The organism is Agrobacterium sp. rho-8.1, from assembly GCF_033957725.1.
In the GTDB taxonomy this organism is placed as follows: Bacteria; Pseudomonadota; Alphaproteobacteria; order Rhizobiales; family Rhizobiaceae; genus Agrobacterium.
Genome location: NZ_CP192788.1, coordinates 581,981 through 607,311, shown reverse-complemented (window position 1 = coordinate 607,311; position 25,331 = coordinate 581,981). Strand labels below are relative to the sequence as shown.

The 25,331-nt window shown below is 57.1% G+C and carries 25 protein-coding genes; 19 read left to right on the top strand and 6 right to left on the bottom strand.

The window, feature by feature from the left end; all coding sequences use genetic code 11:
• Positions 1-2: 2 nt before the first annotated feature.
• The gene (coxB, locus tag RMR21_RS02970; RefSeq protein ID WP_498669232.1) at positions 3-899 is read right to left on the bottom strand and encodes a cytochrome c oxidase subunit II; all 897 of its coding nucleotides are present in this window, start codon (positions 897-899) and stop codon (positions 3-5) included.
• A 326-nt stretch (positions 900-1,225) separates the two neighbouring features.
• Here coxB and RMR21_RS02965 point away from each other — a divergent pair, with 326 nt between their 5' ends.
• The 5 genes from RMR21_RS02965 (at position 1,226) to RMR21_RS02945 (ending at position 4,926) form a co-directional block, all read left to right on the top strand.
• Positions 1,226-1,774 (top strand): invasion associated locus B family protein, encoded by a 549-nt coding sequence (locus RMR21_RS02965; protein WP_498669231.1) that lies wholly within the window; start codon positions 1,226-1,228, stop codon positions 1,772-1,774.
• A gap of 65 nt (positions 1,775-1,839) precedes the next feature.
• The gene (gene tldD / locus RMR21_RS02960) at positions 1,840-3,255 is read left to right on the top strand and encodes a metalloprotease TldD (protein WP_498669230.1); all 1,416 of its coding nucleotides are present in this window, start codon (positions 1,840-1,842) and stop codon (positions 3,253-3,255) included.
• A 12-nt stretch (positions 3,256-3,267) separates the two neighbouring features.
• On the top strand, positions 3,268-3,780 hold the full coding sequence (locus RMR21_RS02955; RefSeq protein WP_498669229.1) for a GrpB family protein: 513 nt from the start codon (positions 3,268-3,270) through the stop codon (positions 3,778-3,780).
• Between the two features lie 38 nt (positions 3,781-3,818).
• Positions 3,819-4,256: a bleomycin resistance protein gene (locus RMR21_RS02950; protein ID WP_498669228.1), complete on the top strand. Its 438-nt coding sequence runs from the start codon at positions 3,819-3,821 to the stop codon at positions 4,254-4,256.
• Positions 4,257-4,260: 4 nt separating this feature from the next.
• Positions 4,261-4,926, top strand: a complete 666-nt coding sequence (locus RMR21_RS02945) for an HAD family hydrolase (RefSeq protein ID WP_498669227.1) — start codon at positions 4,261-4,263, stop codon at positions 4,924-4,926.
• 7 nt (positions 4,927-4,933) lie between these two features.
• Here the strand turns inward: RMR21_RS02945 and RMR21_RS02940 are convergent, their stop codons facing one another.
• Together RMR21_RS02940 and pdxH are read right to left on the bottom strand one after the other, a co-directional pair.
• On the bottom strand, positions 4,934-5,239 hold the full coding sequence (locus RMR21_RS02940) for a pyrophosphohydrolase domain-containing protein (RefSeq protein WP_498669226.1): 306 nt from the start codon (positions 5,237-5,239) through the stop codon (positions 4,934-4,936).
• Positions 5,240-5,335: 96 nt separating this feature from the next.
• Positions 5,336-5,956: a pyridoxamine 5'-phosphate oxidase gene (gene pdxH, locus RMR21_RS02935; protein WP_498669225.1), complete on the bottom strand. Its 621-nt coding sequence runs from the start codon at positions 5,954-5,956 to the stop codon at positions 5,336-5,338.
• A 147-nt stretch (positions 5,957-6,103) separates the two neighbouring features.
• Between pdxH and RMR21_RS02930 the strand changes: the two genes are divergently transcribed.
• The 4 genes from RMR21_RS02930 (at position 6,104) to RMR21_RS02915 (ending at position 9,546) form a co-directional block, all read left to right on the top strand.
• Positions 6,104-6,463 carry an RT0821/Lpp0805 family surface protein gene (locus RMR21_RS02930; protein ID WP_498669224.1) on the top strand — a complete coding sequence of 120 codons (360 nt, stop codon included), beginning with the start codon at positions 6,104-6,106 and terminating at the stop codon, positions 6,461-6,463.
• 218 nt (positions 6,464-6,681) lie between these two features.
• Positions 6,682-7,779, top strand: coding sequence for a DnaJ domain-containing protein (locus tag RMR21_RS02925; RefSeq protein WP_498669223.1), 1,098 nt, complete (start codon positions 6,682-6,684; stop codon positions 7,777-7,779).
• 224 nt (positions 7,780-8,003) lie between these two features.
• Complete coding sequence (fabI, locus tag RMR21_RS02920; RefSeq protein WP_174152256.1) at positions 8,004-8,822, top strand: enoyl-ACP reductase FabI; 819 nt, start codon at positions 8,004-8,006, stop codon at positions 8,820-8,822.
• A gap of 115 nt (positions 8,823-8,937) precedes the next feature.
• Positions 8,938-9,546 (top strand): histidine phosphatase family protein, encoded by a 609-nt coding sequence (locus RMR21_RS02915; protein ID WP_498669222.1) that lies wholly within the window; start codon positions 8,938-8,940, stop codon positions 9,544-9,546.
• Between the two features lie 6 nt (positions 9,547-9,552).
• On the opposite strand, the gene RMR21_RS02910 is transcribed toward RMR21_RS02915, so the two are convergent.
• Positions 9,553-9,813: a DUF1344 domain-containing protein gene (locus tag RMR21_RS02910; protein ID WP_174152315.1), complete on the bottom strand. Its 261-nt coding sequence runs from the start codon at positions 9,811-9,813 to the stop codon at positions 9,553-9,555.
• Between the two features lie 296 nt (positions 9,814-10,109).
• Between RMR21_RS02910 and RMR21_RS02905 the strand changes: the two genes are divergently transcribed.
• From RMR21_RS02905 to ribB, 3 genes are all read left to right on the top strand, one after another.
• A complete protein-coding gene (locus RMR21_RS02905; RefSeq protein ID WP_498669221.1) occupies positions 10,110-13,232 on the top strand; it encodes a bifunctional diguanylate cyclase/phosphodiesterase in 3,123 nt (1,040 codons plus the stop codon).
• Between the two features lie 143 nt (positions 13,233-13,375).
• Positions 13,376-14,473 (top strand): chorismate synthase, encoded by a 1,098-nt coding sequence (gene aroC, locus RMR21_RS02900; RefSeq protein ID WP_498669220.1) that lies wholly within the window; start codon positions 13,376-13,378, stop codon positions 14,471-14,473.
• Between the two features lie 9 nt (positions 14,474-14,482).
• A complete protein-coding gene (ribB, locus tag RMR21_RS02895) occupies positions 14,483-15,583 on the top strand; it encodes a 3,4-dihydroxy-2-butanone-4-phosphate synthase (protein ID WP_498669219.1) in 1,101 nt (366 codons plus the stop codon).
• Between the two features lie 72 nt (positions 15,584-15,655).
• On the opposite strand, the gene RMR21_RS02890 is transcribed toward ribB, so the two are convergent.
• Positions 15,656-16,846: a winged helix-turn-helix domain-containing protein gene (locus tag RMR21_RS02890; RefSeq protein ID WP_498669218.1), complete on the bottom strand. Its 1,191-nt coding sequence runs from the start codon at positions 16,844-16,846 to the stop codon at positions 15,656-15,658.
• Between the two features lie 112 nt (positions 16,847-16,958).
• Between RMR21_RS02890 and RMR21_RS02885 the strand changes: the two genes are divergently transcribed.
• From RMR21_RS02885 to dxs, 7 genes are all read left to right on the top strand, one after another.
• Complete coding sequence (locus RMR21_RS02885; RefSeq protein ID WP_498669217.1) at positions 16,959-17,639, top strand: energy-coupling factor ABC transporter ATP-binding protein; 681 nt, start codon at positions 16,959-16,961, stop codon at positions 17,637-17,639.
• Positions 17,636-18,268 (top strand): CbiQ family ECF transporter T component, encoded by a 633-nt coding sequence (locus RMR21_RS02880; RefSeq protein WP_498669216.1) that lies wholly within the window; start codon positions 17,636-17,638, stop codon positions 18,266-18,268. The genes RMR21_RS02885 and RMR21_RS02880 overlap by 4 nt, the downstream gene beginning before the upstream one ends.
• Complete coding sequence (locus RMR21_RS02875) at positions 18,265-18,828, top strand: biotin transporter BioY (protein WP_498669215.1); 564 nt, start codon at positions 18,265-18,267, stop codon at positions 18,826-18,828. Before RMR21_RS02880 ends, RMR21_RS02875 begins: the two co-directional genes overlap by 4 nt.
• 31 nt (positions 18,829-18,859) lie before the next feature.
• Entirely contained in the window at positions 18,860-19,795 is a 936-nt protein-coding gene (locus RMR21_RS02870) for a histone deacetylase family protein (RefSeq protein ID WP_498669214.1), read from the top strand.
• Positions 19,796-19,797: 2 nt separating this feature from the next.
• Positions 19,798-20,052: an exodeoxyribonuclease VII small subunit gene (locus RMR21_RS02865; protein ID WP_498669213.1), complete on the top strand. Its 255-nt coding sequence runs from the start codon at positions 19,798-19,800 to the stop codon at positions 20,050-20,052.
• 114 nt (positions 20,053-20,166) lie between these two features.
• Positions 20,167-21,090 (top strand): pirin family protein, encoded by a 924-nt coding sequence (locus RMR21_RS02860; protein ID WP_498669212.1) that lies wholly within the window; start codon positions 20,167-20,169, stop codon positions 21,088-21,090.
• Between the two features lie 92 nt (positions 21,091-21,182).
• Positions 21,183-23,102 (top strand): 1-deoxy-D-xylulose-5-phosphate synthase, encoded by a 1,920-nt coding sequence (gene dxs, locus RMR21_RS02855; protein WP_498670225.1) that lies wholly within the window; start codon positions 21,183-21,185, stop codon positions 23,100-23,102.
• Positions 23,103-23,183: 81 nt separating this feature from the next.
• Here the strand turns inward: dxs and RMR21_RS02850 are convergent, their stop codons facing one another.
• Positions 23,184-25,208 (bottom strand): methyl-accepting chemotaxis protein, encoded by a 2,025-nt coding sequence (locus tag RMR21_RS02850; RefSeq protein WP_498669211.1) that lies wholly within the window; start codon positions 25,206-25,208, stop codon positions 23,184-23,186.
• Positions 25,209-25,331 lie beyond the last annotated feature (123 nt).

Here is a 25,331-nt window from a genome sequence, read left to right as displayed (position 1 = left end):
CCTTACTTGGTTTCGTTTTTGGCAACTTGAACGGCACTTGGCGCACCGTCCATCGAAGCCATGAGCGCCCGGTTCGCACCGCTCAGATCTGAGGCGGCAGCGGTATGCCAGGTGTTATATTGCTCTTCGGAAACCACACGTATGGCGATCGGCATAAAGGCGTGATCCTTGCCGCAAAGCTCGGAACATTGGCCATAATAAAGGCCTTCCTTCTCCGGCTTGAACCATGTTTCATTCAAACGACCCGGCACGGCGTCGATCTTGACGCCGAAGGCCGGCATGGCGAAGGCGTGAATGACATCGGTCGGCGCAGATGTGACCAGCAGGCGCACGGTCTTGCCCACTGGAACGACCATTTCATTGTCCACGGCAAGCAGGCGCGGATAGCGCGCAATATCGCTCTTGCCAGCGGCCGAACGATCGGCGTCTTTCAGCAGGTAGCTGTCGAAAGCGAGTGGCTCGGCACCTTCAGCTGCGGTGTATTCATAATTCCACTGCCACTGGGTGGCGGTTGCCTTCAACGTCAGATCCGGGTTTTCCGGCTGCGTCAGTTGCGCATTGAGCAGGTTGAACGACGGGAACGCCAGGAACATCAGGATGAGGACCGGCGCAAGCGTCCAGACGATTTCGATGGCAGTGTTGTGACTGGTCTTGGATGGAACCGGATTTTTCGATGCACGGAACTTGACCGCAACGACAATCAACAATGCGAGCACGAACAGCGTGACCGGAACGATAAACCAAAGCGTATATTGTTCGAACCAGCGAATTTCATGCATGATGGGCGTTGCCGCCTCCTGCAAACCCATCTGCCACTCTTTCGGCTGATCGGCGCTGACGCCGCCAGCCGCGAGCAGACGGATACTGCCCACCAAGCTTGCGTAAATTCTGTTAGTCACGGTACCTCTCCCTCACGCGCTTGATCAAGATCAATCTCAAACGCAGAATCCATGCATATAGACTAGACTTCAAATCATAGTTTGCCTTTCGCCGCAATATCGCCTTGGTTTGCAAGCGAGGCATTTTTACCTCTCTCCTCCTCCATTTGACGCGTTTAAACTGCCCAGACGGAGCTCGCATGATATCCTGCATCCCATAAACTGTGTGGGGATCGAGCGGCAAAGTCCTATTTTGGCCGCACTCCCTTGGAATTGAGGACGGCGGCTCTTTCCTTTCCGGTTCGGGAGGTCAAAATAGCCGCACTGATTCGAATCCTGAGGTATCCATGCGTCTGTCCCCGATTGCGCGCGCTTTTTTTATCGCCGCCGGTCTTTCCATCACCCTTCCGGCAGCAGGTTCTGCCCAGCAGCAGCAACAGCCAGCACCGGGTCAGCCGCAGCAACCGGGAACGCCGAAATCGACGCATGGTGCATGGTCCGTCATCTGCGACAAGCCTGCAGGCGCGTCTGAGGATCAGTGTGCTCTGATGCAGAACGTGATTGCTGACGACCGGCCCGAGGTTGGGCTGTCCGTCGTCATCTTGAAAACCGCAGACCGCAAATCCCGTATCCTGCGCATTCTGGCGCCGCTTGGCGTCTTGCTGAAGGACGGGATGGAACTCTATATCGACAACAACAATATCGGCCGCGCCTATTTCACACGCTGCTTCTCGGAAGGCTGCTATGTGGAAGTCGATATCGACGATGAACTGCTGAAGGTGCTGCGCGCCGGCAAGAATGCGGTCTTTGCGCTGCGCGAATCCGTTGATCAGGACCGTGTCGGCATTCCCATCGAGCTTCGCGGCTTTGCGGAAGGCTACGACACGCTTCCTTGACCAATCTTGCGCCCCGAGGGTTCAGCACTTAAATGCGCTCTCAACAGCAACGACTGGAGCCTGCGATGACCCAAGATCTTTTGACCCTTTTCGATTGCGATGAGGGGCAGTTGCGCGCCAAGGTCGCCGATGCACTGGCGGGTTCCGACGACGGCGAGTTGTTTGTGGAGCACGCGCAGGCGGAATCGCTGACCTTCGACAATGGTCGCCTGAAGGGCGGCAGCTTCAACACCGACCAGGGTTTTGGACTTCGCGCCGTGGCGGGCGAAACGGTGGGCTATGCCCATGCGGGCGAGCTTTCGCTTTCGGCCCTTGGGCGTGCATCCGACGCCGTTGGCGCGGTGACTCGCGGTTATTCAGGCTCTTACGCGGCCGCTCCGCAGCGCACCAACAAGAAACTCTACGGTGACGAAAATCCGATCGGCACTCCGAGCTTCGAAGAAAAGGTCAAGCTTCTTACAGAAATCGACGCCTACCTGCGCGACAAGGACCCGAAGGTTCGGCAGGTCACTGCAAGCGTTGCCGCAAGCTGGCAGGTGGTGGACATCCTGCGTGCCGACGGACACCGCGTTAGCGATATCAGGCCTATGACCCGGATCAATATCTCGGTGATTGCTGGCGAAGGCGACCGTCAGGAAAGTGGTTCCTACGGCATTGGCGGGCGCGTCGGATTTGGCGATTTCATCACAACGGAAAACTGGCAGCGCGGCGCAGATGAGGCTTTGCGGCAGGCGCTCGTCAACCTCACTGCGGTCGATGCGCCTGCGGGTACGATGGACGTGGTGCTGGGTGCCGGTTGGCCGGGCGTTATGCTGCACGAAGCTGTCGGCCACGGTCTGGAAGGCGACTTCAACCGCAAGAAAACGTCAGCTTTCGCAGGCCTGCTGGGTGAGATGGTGGCGGCCCCCGGCGTAACCGTCGTGGATGATGGCACCATCGACAACCGCCGCGGCTCAATCACGGTCGATGACGAAGGTACGCCTTCCGCCTACAATGTCCTGATCGAGGATGGCAGACTGGTCGGCTACATGCAGGACCGGCAGAATGCGCGCCTTATGGGCTTGAAGGCGACCGGCAATGGCCGTCGCCAAGGCTACTCGCATGTGCCGATGCCACGCATGACCAATACCTACATGCTGGGCGGCGACAAGACGCCGGAAGAAATCATCGCCTCGGTGAAGAAGGGTATCTACGCTGTCTCCTTCGGTGGCGGTCAGGTGGACATCACCTCAGGCAAATTCGTCTTCGGCTGCACGGAAGCCTATCTTATCGAAAACGGCAAAATCGGCGCGCCGGTCAAGGGTGCCATGCTGATCGGCAACGGGCCTGACGCGATGAAGCGCGTGACGATGATCGGCAACGACATGAAGCTCGACACAGGCATCGGCAATTGCGGCAAGGCGGGGCAATGGGTGCCTGTCGGCGTGGGCCAACCGCATCTGCGGATGGACCAGATTACCGTCGGTGGAACGAAGGCATAGAGGAAACTCAAAATGGGAGCCGTTGTGGAAATTGTTCCCTATGACCCATCATGGCCGCAGATTTATCGCGACGTGGAAAAAAGTCTGCACGCATTATTAAAAGACGCAGTCAAAAGCATCGATCATGTCGGGAGCACCTCCGTTCCCGGCTTGGCTTCAAAACCCTATATCGACGTCGATGTGGTGTTAAGCGACATGGCTAATCTGCACGAGTGCCGAATACTGATGGAGGGCTTTGGTTACGAGCCCCGCGGCAGTCGATATGGCGATGGTGTCTGGGCGTTTATGATACGCGATCCATTGCCCGGGCGACGAGTTTACCTCTGCCCCAGTGATAGCGGAACTCACTTTAAACGCATGCGTTTCCGGGACATTCTTCGCGCTAATGCAGGTGTTGCGGGAAAATATGGTGAACTAAAACAAAATTTGGCGCACATATATCGGGAAGATGGCGATGGCTACACTCGTGCTAAAGCAGATTTCATCGAGAATGCTTTGAAAAACAATTACCTAAAAGAATTTTGACATTCAGGTCACGCTCCACTTCAGCAATCAAGGACATCATGACTTTTACAGCAAATGCCCTCGTCCCCGAACTTGCCGTCAGCGACTGGCCGAAAAGCCGTTCTTTCTACTGCGATCTCATTGGTTTTCACGTGGTATACGAGCGCCCGGAAGAGGGTTTCACCTATCTTGCGCTGGGCGACGCACAATTGATGATCGATCAGCTGGGTGCGGGGCGCACATTTGAAAACGGGAAAGTGCCGATCAACTACCCCTTCGGACGTGGCATGAACCTGCAGATTGTCGTCCCATCGCTGGAAGCCATTCTGGAGCGGATCGAGCGCGCAGGTATCGAGCTTTATCTGCCGCTTGAAGAGAAGTGGTATCGACGCGGCGAGACCGAAGTCGGCAACCGGCAATTCATCATTGCGGATCCCGACGGCTACCTTATCCGTCCGTTCGAAAGTCTGGGCGAGCGCCCCTTCCGGTTTGGTTGATCGAATGGGGCAATTGTTGCGCAGACCCAAAGCCGTCATCTTCGATATGGATGGCGTTCTTATCGAAAGCGAAAAGCATTATCGTGACTCGTTTCTGGCCGCCTCTGATGAAGGCGGGCACAGCATGTCGGTGGAGGTGTATCAACGGGTCTGCGGTAGCCCCTGGGATACGATCACAACCACCATCCGGACGGAATACGGGGATGATTTCCCGATGAGCGACTTCCGCGATGCGTGGCTTCGGCATCTAGCGATCCAGATGGCCGATGGGGTGGCTTTGAAAGCGGGTGTTGTCGAAATACTGGATTTACTGGATACACTTGGGCTGCCTCGAGCTATTGCCACCTCATCCGGCCACGACTCCGTCAACCGCCACCTTGGTCCTTTCGACATCCTGAAACGGTTCGATCATATTGTGGCGCGCGGCGATTATGCCGAACCCAAGCCTTCGCCACTCCCCTATCTCACCGCAGCGGCACGTCTGGGCGTAGCACCAGAAGATTGCCTTACGGTAGAAGATTCCTACCACGGCGTCCAATCGGCCTGGAGCGCCGGTACACAGACGGTCATGGTGCCCGATGTGGCACCGGCAACAAACGCGATGCGAGAGAAATGCGTAGCGATCTGCGACAGTCTTTTCGATGTCGCAACACTGTTAAAGTCCGTATAGTTTGCTGTCAGACGCTCGGATCGAATAGCCATTTGCGCTTAATCGACGCGTCAAGGTCGAGCCCGCTGTGATGGGCGAGCAACAGCACATGTCCCAACAAATCGGCGGTCTCGTCCGAAAGATCCCGACGCATTTCCTCTTGCGTCTTGCCTTTGCTGCGCCCGCGACCACTCAACCTGTTCCACGCCTGGGTCACCTCTCCCACTTCTTCCTGAAGCTTGAGAAGATACCAGTCCGGATCCCGCTCGATACCATTGGCTTTTGCGTATGTCTGCGAGGCCTGCTCAAATTGCTGCATGAGTTTGGACAACATATGTTCATCCTTTGTTCGAATGAACCTCAACATGATTCCGTTCGTCGTGTCGAGATGAAACATGCGGTGGCTGTAAAAGGCACCGCATGTGAGCGGTCAAGGATACATCCGCACCTTGGACCATTCGCCTTCCGGCATATCGCGGCGGAATTCGACGCGGTCATGAAGGCGGAACTTGCCGTCCTGCCAGAACTCGATGGTCAGCGGCTGAATGCGGAAACCCGACCAGTGGGGCGGGCGTGGAATCTCGCCGATCGCGTATTTTGCGGTATAGGTGGCAACGGCTTTTTCGAGCGCAAAGCGGCTTTCAAGCGGGCGCGATTGCTTGGACGCCCACGCCCCGATGCGGCTGCCGCGGGCGCGCGATGCGTAATACTCGTCCGCATCCCGATCGCTGACGACCTCGACCGAGCCTCGGATACGAACCTGCCTGCGCAGGCTCTTCCAGTGGAAGCACATGGCACCTTTTTGCTGTCCCAGCAGCTCTATGCCCTTGCGGCTTTCGAAATTTGTGTAGAAAACAAAGCCGCGTTCATCGGCATGTTTCAGCAAAACCATACGCACGCTGGGCATGCCATCTTCGTCCACCGAGGCAAGCGCCACGGCGTTTGGATCATTGATTTCCGAGGCCGTTGCATCTCGCAGCCAGTTCGCGAAAAGTGCAAAAGGTTCATTTTCCTCAGTAAAGTCACTGGATGTTAACTGACTTTCCGACATATTGAATAAAATGCTCCTGAGCTGATTTTCACACCAGAGATGGATTCTGGCCTTAAGATGGTGATCGTCATAGCAAAGTCGAACAGTCGAACAAAGAGCTTCTTAGCCTCAGTCGTGGATGTTTCCGCGACTGTCTGCATGCTTGTCATGTTGACCAGTTGCGTCAGCCTCGATCTGTTTGGCGGAGAGAAGGTCGACAAATCCCTGTCCACCGCTTCCGTACCCCATCAGCAGACAACGCAGACAGTGTCTGATGATGCGACAATCCGCAATGCCGTTACCTCTGCCGATCTTGCCAAAGTCTCGGACGCGCCTCTTCCCTGGGCCAACGCAGCAACCGGCAGCGCCGGGGTCGTCACTGCCATCCGCGAGGACCGAAGCACCGGTTTCGTCTGCCGCAACTTCGATACCACCCGCCATTCCTTCGAGGGCGTTGCCAGCTATAGCGGGCAAGCATGTCTTTCCGAGACGGGCGACTGGTTAATGACCCGGTTCAGCCAGAAATAAAGCGTTTACCTTATCTGGCTGTTTCAGCAGCGCGGCATGTCCGGTTGCTGGCCCGTAAAGGTCTGATTAGCAACTTCTTGCGACAGTGAAACCCAATTTCAAAAGAGCGATGCAACGCAAAACACTGCGTGAACGTTCATGGCGGGTGTAATTCGTGTTGAAGGCTTTTCATGACGAAAAAATACCGCCTCAACACACAAGCATGACGGGTGGTGCGGATGCGTGATCCCTACTCTATTCTCGGCGTTCAAAAGGATGCCGGATCGGATGAGATAAAGGCGGCCTGGCGGTCGCAGGCCAAAGCCGTTCACCCGGATCACAACCGTGACGATCCCGATGCAACCGCACGCTTTGCGGAAATTGGTCAGGCCTATGATCTGTTGAAGGATCCCCAAAAACGTGGGCTCTACGATCAGTCACGCCGCGCTGCCGAAACCAAAAAACGCGATCAAACCATCATGCAGCAGCGCGCCGCCGCCCGAGAAGCCGTACAGCGAGCAAAAGCGGCCGAAAAACTCATGGAAGAGCTCGCGAAGGCGCAGGCTCGAAACGCCGAAGCGCAGGCACAGTCCACCGACGAGAGCGCCAAGCCCGAGACGGCCGAGGACATGCTGGAGCGGATTTTTGGAGCAGATGCCAAAGCCAAGGCCGCAGCCGCCGGTCAGTCGACAGGCGCTGAAGCAGCCCAAGCCTCTGCCGACGACAGCACCAAGACCCAGAAGGAAAAAGACGACGCGCGCGCCGAGCAGGCAACCAGCTTCTTTGCTGCCCTGATGCGCCGTATCCGCGGCGCAGCTCCGTCAGCGGAAAAAGCGCCCGATATCACGGCGGAAGCCATCATTACCGTAACCGACCTGATCGAGCAGAAGTGGCTCACGATCAACATGCCGGAGGACCGGGAAGTTCGCTTCCCGCTGGAGCCCGGCATGACGGATGGTTATGTGGTGCGGTTGAAAGGCCAGGGCCTGAAACTGCCCGACACGAACAGAGGCGACCTTGTCGTGACCCTGCTCGCATCGCGCGAAGGTCCTTACACGATCAACAATTTCGACATACACACGACGCTTCAGGTTTCCTTGGCAGATGCGGTTCTCGGTTGCGAAGCGACCGTTCAATCCCCACACGGAGAGCTGAAGGTGGATGTCCCGCCATGGTCCGGCTCTGACCGCTCCATCCGGGTAGAAGGCAAAGGTCTGCGTGATGCGTCCGGCGGTTACGGCGACTTCGTGGTCGAGGTCCGCATCGTCCTTCTGGATACGCCCGACGCCAAGGTGATGGACCTCATGCGCCACATGCGTGAGGGCCTGTACCTTTAAATCGTACCCATCGTGATTTCCCGGATTTGATGGGTAAGGACATTGCTAGAAGCACCATTCGCCCGCAGGGCGCTTGGTCGTGGCCTTTCCAGACCCGTTCCAATGAAAGGGGTGCACAACCCACCCTTTGTTACATTCCCTAACATGAGATGATCTCGGGCCTGCTTGAACCCGCGTTCGGGCTATGCCATAGGCAGGTTCGATTTACGTATAGGGAGCATCCAATGGCTCAGACATCCGGCCTGATGGCTGGCAAGCGCGGCCTCATCATGGGCGTCGCAAACAATCGCTCGATCGCCTGGGGGATTGCAAAGGCCTGTGCCGATGCAGGTGCTGAACTCGCATTCACCTGGCAGGGTGACGCCCTGAAGAAGCGTGTCGAACCCCTCGCGCAGGAACTTGGCGCGTTTATGGCAGGCCATTGCGACGTGACCGATCTCAGCACGATCGATACGGTTTTTGCAAACATCGAAGCGCATTGGGGCAAGATCGATTTCGTCGTTCACGCTATCGCATTTTCTGACAAGGACGAGCTTACCGGTCGTTATCTCGACACCAGCCGCGACAATTTCAATCGTACCATGGATATCTCTGTCTACTCGCTGGCCGCTGTTGCCAAGCGCGCAGACCCTGTCATGAACGATGGCGGCTCGCTGCTGACGCTCACCTACTACGGCGCGGAAAAGGTAATGCCGAACTACAACGTCATGGGCGTTGCAAAGGCTGCTCTTGAAGCCAGCGTACGCTATCTGGCGGTCGATCTGGGTGGCCGTGGCATTCGCGTGAACGCTGTTTCGGCTGGCCCGATCAAGACGCTCGCTGCCTCCGGCATCGGTGATTTCCGCTATATTCTCAAATGGAACGAGTACAATGCTCCCCTCAAGCGTACCGTATCCATCGAGGAGGTCGGCAAATCTGCGCTCTATCTTCTGTCGGATCTGTCGACGGGCGTGACAGGTGAAATTCACCACGTCGATTCCGGTTACCACACGATCGGCATGAAAGCGGTGGACGCACCAGACATCTCTGTCGTAAAGGACTGAAGGGTCACCTGTCGCGCGAATGTGTAAGGCATATTTGCGCGACATATGCGATCAAATTCGAAACGCGTCATCAACGATTCGTTTGTGAAGCATCATATCAGACAGGAGTGCCGCTTTGCTGGTCTATGTTATCCGCCACGGACAGACAGACTGGAATGCGATACGCAGGCTTCAAGGCCAAAAAGATATTCCCCTCAATGACTTCGGCCGCTCGCAAGCTGTTGCTAACGGCAAAGCCCTGTCCGAGATCCTCGGCACGTCAGCCAATGATTTCGACTATGTCGCAAGCCCTCTTGGCCGCACCCGTGAAACGATGGAACTGTTGCGCGGCGCCATGGGGCTGGAGCCTGATGCCTATCGCACGGACGCACGTCTTGTAGAGGTTTCGTTTGGCGATTGGGAAGGCTATACCATACCGGAGTTGAAGCTGGCCCACCCTGACAAGGTGAAAGCGCGCAAGGCCGCGAAGTGGGACTTCATTCCACCCGGCGATCATGCCGAAAGCTACGAAATCCTATCCTGGCGGATTGGCGCCTGGCTATCATCGGTCGAGCGCCAGACCGTGTGTGTATGCCATGGCGGCGTCATCCGCTCCATCTTCCGCCTCGTCACCAGTATGGATAAGGAAGAAGCTGCGGATATACCTATCCCGCAGGACCAGATTTTGAGAATTGAAACAGATCATCGACAGGCCGAATGGGTCGATACAATCTCTCAAGCGTAACGGTGGTTACTGGATGACCTCGAGATCATCCACTACCCTCTTGCCATCGACCTCAGTGTAGAAGACCACGACCTTCACACCAGCCTGCAGTCCGTCGAAGTTGAACTCTTCCGGCACCTTGTAGCTTTTGCCGTCCGCAAGGGTGATTGTCAGTCCCTTCACATCAACTTTGCTGATGGTCGATTCGACGTCAACGCTTTGCGCGAATGCGTTGAACGGAGCAAACAGACCTGCCGTGGCCAAAAGTGCGGCAATCATCAAACGCATCGCAATTGCTTTCTTGAAGCTGCTGAGGAAATTCATCTGCACCAAGATTTGCCTCCCGAATGTGGCGGAATTCGCCCGCAAACATGACATTTTAAATCCAATTGATGAATGAATTTTAACCTTTGATCAAGGCTTTAGGCGGGTTTCCTGTCAGCATATAAGATCATGCTGCGGTTAGGTTTACCCTGTTCATTCGATATCATTTAAATCGACGCTGCCATTTACAGATTCAGACTATATTCGGTTTTAAGCTGTATAGAAGTGATATTTCGAAGATTACCGAAGGATAAGACCGGGTGAGTGTTTGGGCCAATATTGGGGACAGCCTCAACCAAATTATCAAAAAGCGAGCAATTGCGGCCCTTCTGGCGGTCGCCATCGCAGGCGTCACGCTCAGTGTCTTTCACATCATCGAAACCCGAGAAGAGACCGCCCACCGCAATGCGATGACAAACGATCTCAAGCGTGCCGTTGCCCTTTTGCATGACAGGCTGGTCATGCGCATTCGTCAGGACGTTACCACGCTGACGGCGCTGGCTCATTTCACGACCATAAACCCGGCAGCCACCCCGCAGGATTTCAGTGCAATGGCTGGTCACCACCTTGCGCAGAACCCGCATTTCGTGGGTATCGGCTTTGCACCCAATCTCAAGCTTCAACAGTTTTATCCCGCCCCATCACCGACCAGCCTCCCACAAGAGGCCTTGAGTGCCATCTTGAGCGAACGACTGGCCCGACTTGAGGCTGTGTCCGAGACGAAGAATGATTGGCAACCGATCATCGAGGCGGGACCCAACGGCACGCTGTTGTTGTTGATCGTTCCCGTCAATTCGGGCGGGCAGGTATCGGGTGCAGTCCCCGGCCTCATCGATTGGCGCAGACTGCTGGATGGCATCGGATACGCATCCGGTGCATCCGGCGACATACGATTCGAAATCCGAGACAAGCTGACCAATACCACGGTGGCGGGCGATGTTGGCCCGGTGGGCGAAGACCCTTTCGTCAAGGCTGTTGATCTGGATGGGACCCATTGGGAGATACGTGCAACACCTGCGTCGGGATGGGGAGCGGCACCGAAGACCGGTCAATCCTTGCACGCCACGCTTGTCATCGCCGTTGCATCCATGCTGCTGCCCATCATCGTCGCCACATTGCTGCTGTCGGAACGCAACCGCAACATCAAGACGCTGCGTCTTCGTGAGGCAAAACTGGTGGAGCTTTCCCAACGTTTCAAACTGGCGATGGATTCGTCCAATATCGGAATCTGGGAAATCGAAAACGACACGTCCAGTTGCTATCTCGATGAGCGCGCCGCAAGTCTGCACGGTTTTCACATGGTGGAAAAACGTGTGTTACTAACGGAATGGCTGACCGCACTGGTGGTTGAAGACCGGTCCAAGGCTGCGCGGTTCTTCTTCACATGTTCCAAAGGACAGCAAACCTCTTCCGAGGTCTACAGAATTCCCGTGGCTGACGGTACGGTGCGATATCTGCGATCGGCTGGTTCCAGCTACATCAAACCCGACGGATCGCACCAGACCACCGGTATCATCTGGGACGTGACCGCAGACATGGTGATGGCGCTGAAACTGCGCGAATCGCGAGATACCAGCGACATCAAGAATGCTGAACTGGAGCTAGCCCTACAGGAACTATCCAACCGCGAGCACGAACTGGAAGAATTGTCGGGGCGTTTGACCCTTGCGCTCGAATCCTACAATTGCGGGATATGGGAGGCTACCCACGACTATTCTCTGGCGATCTGGAACGAGCGCATGTGCGAGCTGTATGGCTTACCTCCGCAGCCGGAACGTCGCGTGACACAGCAGGATTTCATCAATTGCCTAGCCCTGGAAGAGCGTGAAGGCCTTTTCGACGACAACCTGATCAGTGAAGCCGACCCCTACCGCGCCGTCGTTCATCGGGTCGTCCTGCCGGATGGAAGCCTGCGCTATGTGAAGGCAGTTGGTCGCCTCCACGTTCACCGCGATGGTCGCAAGAAAATCGTCGGTATCGCTTTCGACGTGACAGCGGACGTGCTGATTTCCGATCAGCTTCAGTCTGCGAAAAACGATGCGGAAGCGAAAAATGCCGAGTTGGAGCAGACAAAGACACGCATCGAGCATAACGCGCTTCACGATCCGCTCACCGGCCTCGCAAACCGTCGCAAGTTCGATCAGGATCTGGATGCCTTGTCTTTGCAGACGAATGACGAACCCAAGCCCTACGCAATTCTGCATCTGGATCTCGACCGCTTCAAGCAGATCAACGACACGCTGGGTCATGCCGCAGGCGATGCCGTGCTGGCCCATGCCGCCAGCATTCTGAAGAGCATCGTACCAGAAAACGATACGGTGGCGCGCATCGGCGGCGACGAATTCGTCATTCTCATCCAGAACCTAGGCGACACGGATCACATCACCTCCATCGCGACGAAGATTATCGCCGCTTTCAGCCAGCCCTTCGAGTTCAATGGTTTCACCTGTCGCTACGGCGTATCCATCGGTATCGCTTTTGGAGACGGAAAAACGACGAATGCGCGGGCAACCCTCATCAATGCCGATCTCGCGCTCTACCGCGCCAAGGCCACGGGCCGAAACCGCTACGAGTTCTTCACCCAAAACCTCCAAGAAGAAATCATCAACCACAAGAAAATCGCAGACGAGATTCTGGCCGGTCTGGAAAACGGCGAGTTTGAAGCCTGGTATCAGCCGCAGTTCTGCGCGAAGTCGCTAGACATGACCGGCGTTGAGGCCCTCGTGCGCTGGCGGCATCCGATCAGAGGCATCTTGACGCCCGACAAATTCCTGAAGATCGCAGAGGAATTGAATGTCGTTTCCAAGATCGACCACATTGTCTTGCAGCAAACACTCCATGACAAAGAGATTTGGCGCCTGAAAGGCTTGGACGTGCCGAGGGTCTCCGTCAACGTGTCTGTACGACGCCTGCATGACGATCAACTGATCGAAAGTCTCAGCACCCTCCCGATCGAGCCAGGCGAAATCACCTTCGAACTGGTGGAGGCGATCTTCCTTGACGAGCACGAGGATGTCGCCACCGGTAATATCGACCGTATCAAGGCGTTGGGTATCGAGATTGAAATCGACGATTTCGGCACCGGCCACACATCCATCATCAGCCTTTTGCGCCTGAAGCCCAAGCGACTGAAGATAGACCGGCAACTCGTCATGCCCATTCTCACCTCGCCACAGGAGCGGTCTCTCGTGAGCTCGATCATCGACATCGCCCATTCGCTGGGCGTCGAGACGGTGGCCGAAGGTGTCGAAACACAGGAGCACGCGGTTTTGCTGAAGCAATTGGGCTGTGACATTTTGCAAGGCTACGCCTTTGCCCAGCCACTCGCGCCACAGGATTTCTCGGCATTCGCCAGCGCACAGGAGTGGCGCCAGGTTTCCTGAGGAACACACCTTGCGCGCTTCGATGCGAACCGAATTGGAGAAATAAAGGCTTTCGTCCTTGCCATCTTTTACACTATGACAAACCCGCTTCTTTTTAAAAAACGTATTCCGTGTATGGAATGCTGCTGGTTCGGTCTGGTCCTATGTCACATAATACATTCGGTACTCTCTTTCGTGTGTCCACCTGGGGCGAGAGCCACGGCCCGGCGCTTGGCTGCGTTATCGATGGTTGCCCTCCTGGCATTCGCTTTACGCTCTCGGAAGTCCAGACATGGATGGACAAGCGCAAGCCCGGCCAGAACCGCTTTGTCACCCAGCGGCGTGAAGACGATATCGTCAAGGTGCTCTCCGGCGTCATGATGGATGCAGACGGTGAGACGATGATCACCACCGGCACGCCGGTATCCATGATGATCGAGAACACCGACCAGCGTTCCAAGGACTACGGCGAGATCGCCAAGAGCTTCCGTCCCGGCCACGCCGACTTCACCTACGATCTGAAATACGGCATTCGCGACTATCGCGGCGGCGGGCGCTCGTCTGCGCGTGAAACGGCCGCACGTGTTGCAGCCGGTGCGCTGGCCCGCAAGGTGGTGCCGAGCCTTAACGTTCGGGGTGCGCTGGTGCAGATCGGCAAGCACAAGATCAACCGCGCCAACTGGAATTGGAACCAGGTCGATCAGAACCCTTTCTTCTGCCCCGATGCGGAGATGGTGCCTGTGTGGGAAGAGTATCTGGATGGCATTCGCAAGGCAGGCTCCTCTATCGGCGCCGTCATCGAAGTGGTGGCAGAAGGCGTGCCTGCCGGTATCGGCGCACCGATCTACGCGAAACTCGATCAGGATATTGCCTCCAATCTGATGTCCATCAATGCCGTTAAAGGCGTGGAGATTGGCGAAGGGTTCGCCTCTGCCGAACTGACAGGCGAGGAAAATGCCGATGAAATGCGGATGGGCAATGACGGCAAGCCGCTTTTCCTGTCCAACCATGCTGGCGGCATTCTGGGCGGCATCGCGACGGGCCAGCCCATCGTCGCACGCTTTGCGATCAAGCCGACCTCTTCCATTTTGACCGAACGGCAGTCCATCGATGCCGATGGCAACAATGTCGACGTGCGCACAAAGGGTCGTCATGACCCATGTGTGGGCATCCGCGCCGTGCCGATCGGTGAAGCGATGGTAGCCTGCACGGTTGCCGATCATTATCTCAGAGACCGCGGCCAGACCGGGCGTTTGAAGTAGGAATTTAGCATGGCATATGATCAGAAGCGTGTTGTTGAAGCTATCCGAGCCTTCGAGGCTGGCGAAATCGTCGTGGTCATGGATGATGACGACCGCGAAAACGAAGGCGACCTGATTGTTGCCGCCGTGCATTGCACGCCGGAAAAAATGGCCTTCATCGTGCGCCATACCTCCGGCATCGTCTGTGCGCCCATGCCGCGGGAAGAGGCAAAACGCCTCAACCTCAACGCCATGGTCGCCGAGAACGATAGCGCGCATACGACTGCCTTTACGGTTTCGGTGGACTTCAAGCACGGCACCACGACGGGTATTTCTGCCAGCGACCGCAATGTGACGGTTCGCAACCTGGCAAACCCCAATGCGGGTGCGGCCGATTTTACCCGCCCTGGCCACATCTTCCCGCTGATTTCGCGAGAAGGCGGGGTCTTGATGCGCTCCGGCCATACGGAAGCAGCTGTCGATCTGTGCAAGCTGGCCGGCCTGCCACTGATCGGTGTGATCAGCGAACTCGTCAATGACGACGGCACCGTCATGCGCGGCCCGCAGGTTTCCGCCTTTGCCGACACCCATGGTATGAAGCAGGTTTCGGTTGCCGATCTCATCGCCTATCGCCAGCGCAAGGAAACGCTGGTCGAAAAGGAAAGCGAGTTCACGCTCGATACGCCGTTTGGCCCTGCAAAGGCGCAGACCTACTCCCTGCCGTGGGATCCGATGGAGCATATGGCTGTCATTTTTGGCGATATTCGCGATGGCGTCGATATTCCTGTGCGTCTGCACCCCGAAAACGTGGCCGACGACATCTTCGGCAAGAAGCAGCCGGTTCAACACTACATGGAAAAGATCGCAGCCGAAGGCCGCGGCGTCATCATCTATTTGCGTGAAGGTTCGGTCGGGGTCGGACAGGTCGCGGGACGCCGCAAATCCCGCGATCCTGATGAAGCCCATGTGCAGGCCCGGTCGCGCGATGACGAATGGCTAGAAATCGGCCTTGGTGCACAAATCCTGAAAGAACTCGGCATCAGTTCCATCAAGCTTCTGACCTCCCGCGAGCGCCACTATGTCGGCCTCGAAGGTTTTGGCATCAAGATCAGCTCGACCGATATCGGATGATTTGCCGCGCATCTACGTCACCCCGGCCTTGAGCCGGGGTAGACGAGATCAGGTCATACGCTGCAGATTGCTCTACCCCAGCCAGCCATCCAGATACCGAACGGTTTCCACACCCGTGAACTTGGCGAGACGGTTCAACTCGGCATCCAGCTTTGCCAGACGTCCCGACGTTGCGCGCACGCCCTTTTCAAGCCAAAGGCGCTTCACATCCAGCGTTCCACCCTTGCGGTCCGCCTTCATATCGATGCGGCCGATGAGGCGATCCGCTTCCAGAAGCGGAAAGACGTAGTAGCCATATTCCCGTTTCGGCTCCGGCACGAAAACCTCGATGCGGTAGTAGAAGCCGAACAGACGCTCAGTGCGGGCGCGGTTGCGTAGCAGGGGATCGAAGGGGCTGAGCACCCGGATGCGGTTGGGAGGCTCGATGTTGGCGTCCACCTCGCTGGTAAATCCTTCGAAGGCATAGGAGACGCGCTCCTTTGCCCCGTCGGAGGAAGCGAGTGAGACCTCGCAGAGTTCGTCGCGATGATCTGTCACCCATTGCCTGGCTTCCTGCGGCGTGACGATATCGAAAAAGGCGGCAAGCTCGCCCGGCGTGGCAAAACCGAGGCGCCGCAGCGCTCCACGGCAGGCCCAGTCCACGAATTCGTGGTGAGGCACTTCAAGGTCGTGATGCTCAGTTGGGATGACCCGTTCCGCGAGATCATAGACCTTCTGGAAATTGACGCGGCCCGCCACGGCCAGCTTGCCGGTGTGCCACAGATATTCCAGTGCGGTTTTCGACGGATGCCAGTTCCACCAGCCACCGGATTGATGCCCCTCCGCCTTCATATCACGCGACATGGTGGCACCGTTTTCGGCGATGCGGCGATAGGTTTCCTCAAAGGCCGAATCGAAACCCTCCCCGTGCCAGTTACGCCAGCGTTCCTGAATAATCGGCTCACGGCGGCGGAAGCGGTGTTTCCAGTACGGGTAGAATTGTACCGGCAGGATCGAGGCGTCGTGTGTCCAGTGTTCGAACAACGACCGGTCTTTCTCCAGCAGTTCCGTCAGATGGTGGCGCTTATAAGTCTGATTGCGGGAAAGGATGATCTGGTGATGCGCCCGCTCCACGGTGGCGATGCTGTCGAGCTGCACAAAGCCGAGGTCGGTGATGAGCTTCAGCAGATCGTCCTTGTCCATGGCGCGGCTGGGCGATGCGGACAGCCCCTGTCGCGCCAGAAAAATACGTCGTGCTGCTTCGTTCGAAATCTTGATCGCCATGGCAAAAGCCTATGGTTACGTCACTTAAAAATCAATGTTCTTTTTTTGTTCCTCGTTTCGTTTGCCCTCCCATCCGTTTATAGAAACTGGGACATATTTCGGGGACCACCAGTTGGATATTCGTTTTGACGAAGCAGGCGTAGCCTTCGAGGGCAGAGCGGCGGTGGAGCCGCTGACGCTTGCGCTGAACGAGAGGCGCATCGGCGTGATCGGCCTCAATGGGTCCGGCAAGACGACCTTTGCGCGGATGATCAACGGGCTGACGAAGCCGACCAGCGGCCGTGTCATCGTCAACGGGCTGGATACGGTCAAGGACGCATCCGAAGTCTTGAAGGACGTTGGCTTCATCTTCCAGAACCCGCAGAACCAGATCATCCTGCCGATGATTCGTGACGACATCGCTTTTGGATTGAAAAACAAGGGACTGAACGGATCGGCCATCGATAAGGCGGTCGATACCATATTGCAGCGTTTCGATATCCAGCATCTCGCCAAACGCCGCGCACACGAACTATCCGGTGGAGAATTGCAGCTCTCCGCTTTGGCGGCGTTGACCATCACCAGTCCGAAAATCCTCATCATGGACGAGCCGACGAACCAGCTTGATCTGAAGAACCGCGCGCTGGTTGAGCGGACGATGGCGGGACTGGAACAAGGTCTGATCGTCATCACGCACGACCTTCCGCTATTGGAGAGTTTCGACCGCGTTCTTCTGTTTCATCAAAACAGGCTGCACGCCGATACCTCTCCCGCCGACGCCATTCAGCTTTACCGGAAGCTGGCGCTCACATGAAAAGTCTCCATGTCGAAGGAACCGGTTGGCTTTACCGGCTCTCGTCACGCATCAAGCTCACGGGCCTTGCGCTCTTCAGCATTGGCCTGTTTCTGACGCGCGATCCGGTTATCCTCTCCGCTGCCGTTCTACTGGCGGGGGTCATGCTGTGGCAGGCGCATTTGGGGCTTCAGGAAACCGTGGCGCGGTTGCGGCCCGTTTTGCTGACGATTGCCGTGATCGCGCTGTTCAGTTTCCTGTTCATGTCGGCGCTGGATGCAGCGATCGCCCTCCTGCGGTTGACGGCGCTGACGCTACTGGCAACGGCGATAACCGCGAGCGTGAGCATCTCGCAGTTCATGGATGAGATCACGTTTGCCCTTCGTCCGCTTGAAAAAATCGGCCTTGCCAATGCTGCCGATGTGGGTTTGGCGGTTGGGCTCGTCGTGCGTTTTGTGCCGGAGGTCATCAATCGTTACGAGACGCTGAGCGATGCCCATCTCGCGCGCGGAATGAAGGTCAGGCTGCATACGATTCTGGTCCCGCTCATCATTATGACGTTGAAGGACGCCGATGCCATCGCGGATGCCATTGACGCGCGCGGTTTCAGAGGCCAAACCTCGAACGACATAAAAGGGAGAGTTCCATGAAGACGCGTGACCTTGTTCTGATTTCGCTGTTTTCGGCCATCATCATCGCGCTTGGCCTGCTGCCGCCCATCCCGCTTGGTTTCATTCCCGTTCCCATCACCGCGCAATCGCTCGGCGTCATGCTGGCCGGTGTGGTGCTGGGCGCGAAACGGGGGGCATTTGCGGTGCTGCTCACCATTCTCATCGCCGCCATCGGCCTGCCGGTGCTGTCAGGCGGTCGTGGTGGTCTTTCCATTTTCTACACGCCCACCACCGGCTTCCTGATCGGCTGGATCGCTGCTGCCTTCACGACAGGATATCTGTCAGAGCGTTTGGTGAACCGTGATCAATCGGGCCTCGCACAGGGCGTCGGATTCTTTCTGGCCAGTGTCGCCGGTGGCGTGATCGTTCTTTACGCTTTCGGCATCACCTATCTCGGTTTTGCAGCAGGTATCGGCTTTACCAAGGCTTTCATCGGCTCCATGGCGTTCATTCCAGGTGATGTCGTCAAGGCCGTCCTCGCTGCGCTGGCTGGTCGTGCCGTCATGGCCGGGTACCCCCTACTGCCGCAGCGCGCCTAATTCCGCACCCAAACGTTCAGGAGTTACCGCCATGGCCACACGGCTTTACGAGCACCCGATATTCCTGGAACACATAACGCCTGCGGGCCACCCTGAGCGCCCTGACCGGCTGCGTTCGCTCAATATTGCGCTGGAGCATCCGAATTTCGAGCGGTTGGACCGGAAGGAAGCGCCACAGGCAAATGAGGATGCCGTGCTTCTGGCGCACCCGGAAAGCCATCTCATCTCGGTCATGCGACAAATCCCGGAAGAGGACGGCGAGATCAATCGCATCGAGGCCGATACCTACGCTTCGCCCAAAAGCCTTCAGGCGGCGCTGACCGGCATCGGCGCTGCGATGGCGGCGGTGGACGATGTGTTTAGCGGCGCAGCCGATAACGTCTTCGTTGCCAGCCGGCCACCCGGCCACCATGCCGAGACGGAAAAAGCCATGGGCTTTTGCCTGTTCAACAATGCCGCCATTGCAGCGCGCCATGCGCAGAAGACCTACGGCGCGGAACGTGTCGCCATCGTCGACTGGGATGTCCACCACGGCAATGGCACGCAGGATATTTTCTGGAACGACACGTCGGTTCTCTTCTGTTCCACACACCAGATGCCGCTCTATCCTTGGAGCGGTGACAAACGCGAGACAGGCATCAAGAACAACGTGGTCAACGCACCGCTTTCGCCCAATACCGGCAGCGACCATTTCCGGGAAGCATTCAAATCCCGCGTTCTACCGGCGCTTGCCGATTTCTCCCCCGATCTCATCATCATCTCGGCGGGTTTCGATGCGCATCACCGCGATCCGCTGGCGCAGATCAATCTCGTGGGTGAGGATTTCGACTGGGCGACGGGGCGAATTCTGGAGATGGCCGACAAATTTGCCGCCAACCGGGTCGTCAGCCTGCTTGAAGGTGGTTATGATCTGGAAGGGCTGGCGGAATCGGCAGCCATGCATATTTTGAGAATGATGAAGGGTTGAACATGACGGAAAATGCCAACACAGCCGATGTCAGCGGTTATTCTTTCGAAAAGGCTGTCGCCGAGCTGGAAAGCATTGTCGCCCGTCTGGAACGCGGCGATGTGGCACTGGACGAGTCCATCGCCATTTACGAACGTGGCGAAGCCCTGAAGAAACATTGCGAAACCCTGCTGACCGCCGCTGAAAAGCGTATCGAGAAAATCCGCCTGGATCGCGCCGGAAAGCCACAGGGCGTGGAGCCCCTAGACGGCGAATAGGATTAAAATCTGCGTTTAGCCCGTCCGCCCAGCACTAGAAGATACCGCTGATTATTGCTCGCTCACGAATACTGCGGACCGTGGTAACCTACCGGCTTGTCGCAGGAGATGACGATGTCGTTTTTTCCGGGAAGAGACCCTGTTGCGGGCGATGCCTTCGCCTGCGATGCTATCGAGAACCTGATCATTCCACGCTCCAGCGATATCGGCGGATTTGCCGTGCGACGCGCCTTGCCGACACGCGACCGGCGACTGGTCGGTCCGTTCATCTTTTTCGATCGTATGGGACCGGCTATTTTAAAGGCCGGTGAAGCGCTGGATGTGAAGCCGCATCCACATATCGGACTTTCGACCGTGACCTACCTCTTCGATGGCGAGATCAAGCATCGCGATAGTCTCGGGACCGAACTCACCATTCGTCCTGGCGACATCAACCTCATGACGGCCGGGCGTGGCATCGTGCATTCGGAACGGACACCGGAAAATCTGCGTGGTCATCCGCAATCCATGTCCGGCTTGCAAACATGGCTTGCCCTCCCGGACGACAGAGAAGAAATCGAGCCGGATTTTTCCCACACCGGACGGGACGCCATGCCTGCTATCGATATCAAAGGTGCATCGGGCCGTGTCGTCATTGGCTCGTTTGCGGGGGCGTCTTCGCCGGTCAAGACGCTCACGGATACGCTCTATGTCGATCTGACGCTGGGCGCGGGTATCAAGTTTCCCTTTGCCGCAGATCATGAAGAGCGCGCAATTTACATTCTCTCTGGGTGCCTGGAGGTGGCGGGTGACGTTTTTGCAGCCGATCAATTGATCGTGTTTCGAGCAGGCGACGATATTACGTTGAAGGGCGGCATCGCAGGCTGCCATATCATGATCTTCGGCGGCGCGGCCATGAATTCCAAGCGTTATATCTGGTGGAATTTCGTATCGTCATCAAAAGAACGCATAGAAAAAGCCAAGGAAGAGTGGAGAACCGGGCGCTTCGACATCGTACCGGGGGATGAGGAAGAGTTTGTCCCTTTGCCGCAGGGTTGAAATTCGTTAAAACGAATTAAATCTTGCCCAAGCCTGCATTGCACACCATCTGGTGGCAGCAGTTTGAACCGATAAATACGAAGGCCGAACGATTGACCGGAATGCCAGAGACACCATTGCTTGACCGGGTGAAATTCCCATCCGATCTCAAGTCGATCGAAGATCGCGATCTGCCGCAATTGGCCAGAGAATTGCGCGACGAGATGATCGATGCTGTCTCAACGACCGGCGGACATCTGGGTGCAGGTCTGGGCGTGGTAGAACTGACCATTGCCATCCACAAGGTGTTCAACACACCGGACGACCGGCTGATTTTCGATGTGGGCCATCAATGTTATCCACACAAGATCCTGACAGGTCGCCGTGACCGCATCCGCACCTTGCGGCAGGAGGGTGGTCTCTCCGGCTTCACCCGCCGCGCGGAAAGCGAATATGACGATTTCGGCGCAGGCCATTCCTCCACCTCCATCTCTGCCGGGCTCGGCATGGCAGTGGCTGCCGAACTGGATGGAAGCAACCGCAAGGTCATTTCCGTCATCGGCGATGGCTCCATGTCAGCAGGTATGGCGTTCGAGGCACTGAACAATGCCGGTGCGCTGGATGCCCGCCTCATCGTCATTCTCAATGACAACGACATGTCGATTGCGCCGCCGACAGGTGCGATGAGCGCCTATCTCGCGCGTCTCGCCTCCGGGCGCACCTATATGGGCTTTCGCGATTTTGGCAAAAAGCTGACCGCCTATCTTGGCAAGACCATCGACCGGGCGATTACGCGTGCCGTGACCCATGCGCGGGGCTACGTCACCGGTGGCACCCTGTTCGAAGAACTCGGCTTCTACCACATCGGCCCTATCGACGGTCACTCCTTCGAGCACCTTTTGCCCGTTCTGCGCAATGTACGTGACAACCAGAAAGGCCCCGTGCTCATTCATGTGGTGACGCAAAAGGGCAAGGGTTATGCACCTGCCGAAGCCGCTGCCGACAAGTATCACGGCGTCAACAAATTCGATGTGATCACCGGTGCGCAGGCCAAGGCCAAGCCGAATGCACCCAGCTATACCAGCGTGTTTGCGGAAGCGCTTATTCAGGAAGCCACGCTGGATGACAAGATCGTCGGCGTCAGCGCTGCCATGCCCAATGGGACGGGTCTGGATAAACTGGCCGAACTGTTCCCGAAACGCAGCTTCGATGTGGGCATTGCCGAACAGCATGCTGTCACCTTCGCGGCGGGCCTTGCTGCCGATGGCTACAAGCCGTTTTGTGCTCTCTACTCCACCTTCCTGCAACGTGGTTACGACCAGTTGGTGCATGATGTGGCCATTCAGAGCCTTCCGGTGCGCTTTCCGATAGATCGCGCCGGGTTTGTCGGAGCTGACGGCCCCACCCACTCGGGCTCCTTCGACACCACTTTCCTCGCTACCCTGCCTGGCATGGTGGTTATGGCGGCGTCGGACGAAGCAGAGCTGAAACACATGGTGCGTACGGCTGCAGCCTATGACGAGGGTCCGATCTCTTTCCGCTATCCGCGCGGCGAAGGCGTCGGCATCGAAATGCCTGCTCGTGGCGAAATTCTCGAAATCGGCAAGGGTCGCGTCATCAAGGAGGGCACGAAGATCGCGCTGCTTTCCTTCGGCACGCGTCTTGCAGAATGCCTGACTGCGGCAGAGGATCTCGATGCGGCGGGCCTTTCCACCACCGTTGCCGATGCGCGCTTTGCAAAGCCGTTGGACCTCGATCTCATTCGTCAGCTCGCCAGCCATCACGAAGTGCTTATCACCATTGAAGAGGGCTCGGCGGGCGGCTTTGGTGCGCATGTCCTGCACTTCATGGCCAGTGCCGGTCTCCTCGACACGGGTTTGAAGGTTCGCACGTTGACCTTGCCGGACCAGTGGGTCGAGCAGGCCAAGCCCGAAATCATGTATGCCAATGCAGGGCTTGATCGCGCAGGTATCGTTTCCACGGTCTTCAATGCGCTGGGCCAAAAGCAGGCCGGTCTTGGTGTCGCTGGATAATCCGGCTTCCCATTCCAAACGACAATAGAAAAACCCGCCGGATCTCTCCGGCGGGTTTTTCATTTCACGTTATGGTTTGTCTCAGAATTCTTCCCAATCCTGTGCCACCGGCTTGGCGGATGTTTCGGCCTTCGGCGAGAAGGCTTTCGCCAGGCTCTGGCCAAGTGCGCGCGCTGGAGACGAAACCGGACGCGCCGTTGGCTGAGCAATCTTTGCCGCAGGGCGTGGAGCCTGCGAATAGACCGGCTTCGGCGCCGACGCAGAGAAGGAACGCGGCGCACTGTGCTGTGCTGGTGCAAAGGCTGTGGCGGCACGGGTGCCATTGCCGAGGTTGAACTGGCCGATGAGGTCGTTCAGTGCTTCGGCTTCGCGGGCAAGGGCGTGGCTCGCAGCGGTCTGCTGTTCCACCATCGCTGCGTTCTGCTGCGTGCCCTGATCCATGGTGTTGACGGCCGTGTTGATTTCCTGAAGACCGGTTGCCTGTTCGCGGGCAGCCGTGACGATGGTGCTGACGTGGGTGTTGATCTCCTCGACTTCAGCGATGATCAGTTCCAGTGCCTTGCCGGTTTCGCCGACGAGGTTCACGCCGTTTTCGACCTGCTGGGTAGAGGCGCTGATCAGTGTCTTGATCTCCTTTGCAGCGTTTGCAGAACGCTGCGCCAGTTCACGCACTTCCTGCGCGACAACCGCAAAGCCCTTGCCCGCTTCACCGGCACGCGCCGCTTCGACGCCGGCGTTCAAAGCCAGGAGATTGGTCTGGAACGCGATGTCGTCGATAACACCGATAATATTGGTGATTTCGCCCGAAGACTTTTCAATGGCCTGCATGGCAGATACGGCGCTACGGACAACGGTACCTGATTTTTCAGCGCCGGAGCGTGCACGCTGAACCAGAGCGCTTGCCTCTTCCGCACCCTTGGCGCTGTCACGCACGGTGGTCGTGACTTCCTCAAGCGCTGCGGCCGTTTCTTCGATAGAAGCCGCCTGCTGCTCGGTACGGCGCGACAGGTCATCTGCAGACGACAGCATCTCGGAAGCACCGGCATTGATGGCGGAGGCATTTTCGCCGACCGTGCGCATGGCTTCCTGAAGCTTGTCCAGAGAGTTGTTGAAGTTGACGCGCAAGGGTTCGATAAACTCAGCAAACGGCGTATCGATCCGGTAGACCAGATTGCCGTCGGCCAGAGCCTGCAGACCTTTGGCCAGCTCATCACGAGCAAAAGTCTGTTCGGCTTCGGTGCGGGCTTTTTCGGCTTCGTTGCGGCGACGATCTGCCTCTGTCGAGGAGCGCATGCGGTCGCTTTCGTCCGAAAGGCGGGACTTTTCGATGCCGGCTTCCTTGAAGACCAGAACGGCTTGCGCCATCTTGCCAACCTCGTCGCCACGGTCCAGTGCAGGAACATCGACTGTCGTATCACCACCGGCAAGGCGGCTCATCGCATCCGTCATACCGACAATCGGCGAGACGATGGCACGCGATAGCGCCCAGATCAGCACAATTGCAACGAGGCCGGCGGCGGCACCGCCACCGAGAAGAGCAAACTCCAGATTGGTATGCGCGGCAGCTTGTGCAGCGACCTGGATTTCGGAAGCGGCTGCCAGCTCAGTCTTGATCTTGGCGGCAGCAGCACGGAAATTATCCAGCTGGCCCTTGGCCTGATTGCGTCCAATTTCGATGACCTCGGAAATCGGTGCCTCCGTGTTCTTGCGAGCTGCCATCTGGGGCTGAGCCAACTGCGTGTAGAACACGGTCGCCGTTGCCTGCATGTCATCGATGGATTTCAGGATTTCCGACTGACCGACGGCGAGGCTGCGGGCCTCATCCAGTTTCTTCAACATCAGGTCACGTTGGGCAAACACATCATTATATGTGCTATCGCTGCGAAACAGCAGGAAGCCGCGCTGGTTGACCGCTTGCTCCAGCATCGCCGCTTTCGCGTCGTCAATATTTGACATGATCTTGGCGGTGTTCGTCTGACGTTCAGAAACACGCTTGGCTTCAATCGTTTGCATGAAGACAACCGCCGACGCGATCAGGCAAACAGCCATCAGGGCAACGAACGTGACGACCAGCTTCAGGTTGATAGGTAGATTTTTCAAAGACATCGACGACTCTTTCGACACGCTTCTGGTGTGACAGCAGGCGAGCAGCCTGGACACCACGTAATCTCTTTCGGGGAGGCCCGCCTTCATGGCGGAAATGTTGGGTCTAAACTCAGCTTTGCGACA

What these genes read in the sequence shown, in the direction of transcription:
- RMR21_RS02965 (WP_498669231.1), top strand. Translation starts at nt 1,226, where the DNA reads ATGCGTCTGTCCCCGATTGCGCGCGCTTTTTTTATCGCCGCCGGTCTT.
- tldD (WP_498669230.1), top strand. Translation starts at nt 1,840, where the DNA reads ATGACCCAAGATCTTTTGACCCTTTTCGATTGCGATGAGGGGCAGTTG.
- RMR21_RS02955 (WP_498669229.1), top strand. Translation starts at nt 3,268, where the DNA reads ATGGGAGCCGTTGTGGAAATTGTTCCCTATGACCCATCATGGCCGCAG.
- RMR21_RS02950 (WP_498669228.1), top strand. Translation starts at nt 3,819, where the DNA reads ATGACTTTTACAGCAAATGCCCTCGTCCCCGAACTTGCCGTCAGCGAC.
- RMR21_RS02945 (WP_498669227.1), top strand. Translation starts at nt 4,261, where the DNA reads ATGGGGCAATTGTTGCGCAGACCCAAAGCCGTCATCTTCGATATGGAT.
- RMR21_RS02940 (WP_498669226.1), bottom strand. Translation starts at nt 5,239, where the DNA reads ATGTTGTCCAAACTCATGCAGCAATTTGAGCAGGCCTCGCAGACATAC.
- pdxH (WP_498669225.1), bottom strand. Translation starts at nt 5,956, where the DNA reads ATGTCGGAAAGTCAGTTAACATCCAGTGACTTTACTGAGGAAAATGAA.
- RMR21_RS02930 (WP_498669224.1), top strand. Translation starts at nt 6,104, where the DNA reads ATGTTGACCAGTTGCGTCAGCCTCGATCTGTTTGGCGGAGAGAAGGTC.
- RMR21_RS02925 (WP_498669223.1), top strand. Translation starts at nt 6,682, where the DNA reads ATGCGTGATCCCTACTCTATTCTCGGCGTTCAAAAGGATGCCGGATCG.
- fabI (WP_174152256.1), top strand. Translation starts at nt 8,004, where the DNA reads ATGGCTCAGACATCCGGCCTGATGGCTGGCAAGCGCGGCCTCATCATG.
- RMR21_RS02910 (WP_174152315.1), bottom strand. Translation starts at nt 9,813, where the DNA reads ATGCGTTTGATGATTGCCGCACTTTTGGCCACGGCAGGTCTGTTTGCT.
- aroC (WP_498669220.1), top strand. Translation starts at nt 13,376, where the DNA reads ATGTCACATAATACATTCGGTACTCTCTTTCGTGTGTCCACCTGGGGC.
- ribB (WP_498669219.1), top strand. Translation starts at nt 14,483, where the DNA reads ATGGCATATGATCAGAAGCGTGTTGTTGAAGCTATCCGAGCCTTCGAG.
- RMR21_RS02890 (WP_498669218.1), bottom strand. Translation starts at nt 16,846, where the DNA reads ATGGCGATCAAGATTTCGAACGAAGCAGCACGACGTATTTTTCTGGCG.
- RMR21_RS02880 (WP_498669216.1), top strand. Translation starts at nt 17,636, where the DNA reads ATGAAAAGTCTCCATGTCGAAGGAACCGGTTGGCTTTACCGGCTCTCG.
- RMR21_RS02875 (WP_498669215.1), top strand. Translation starts at nt 18,265, where the DNA reads ATGAAGACGCGTGACCTTGTTCTGATTTCGCTGTTTTCGGCCATCATC.
- RMR21_RS02870 (WP_498669214.1), top strand. Translation starts at nt 18,860, where the DNA reads ATGGCCACACGGCTTTACGAGCACCCGATATTCCTGGAACACATAACG.
- RMR21_RS02865 (WP_498669213.1), top strand. Translation starts at nt 19,798, where the DNA reads ATGACGGAAAATGCCAACACAGCCGATGTCAGCGGTTATTCTTTCGAA.
- RMR21_RS02860 (WP_498669212.1), top strand. Translation starts at nt 20,167, where the DNA reads ATGTCGTTTTTTCCGGGAAGAGACCCTGTTGCGGGCGATGCCTTCGCC.
- RMR21_RS02850 (WP_498669211.1), bottom strand. Translation starts at nt 25,208, where the DNA reads ATGTCTTTGAAAAATCTACCTATCAACCTGAAGCTGGTCGTCACGTTC.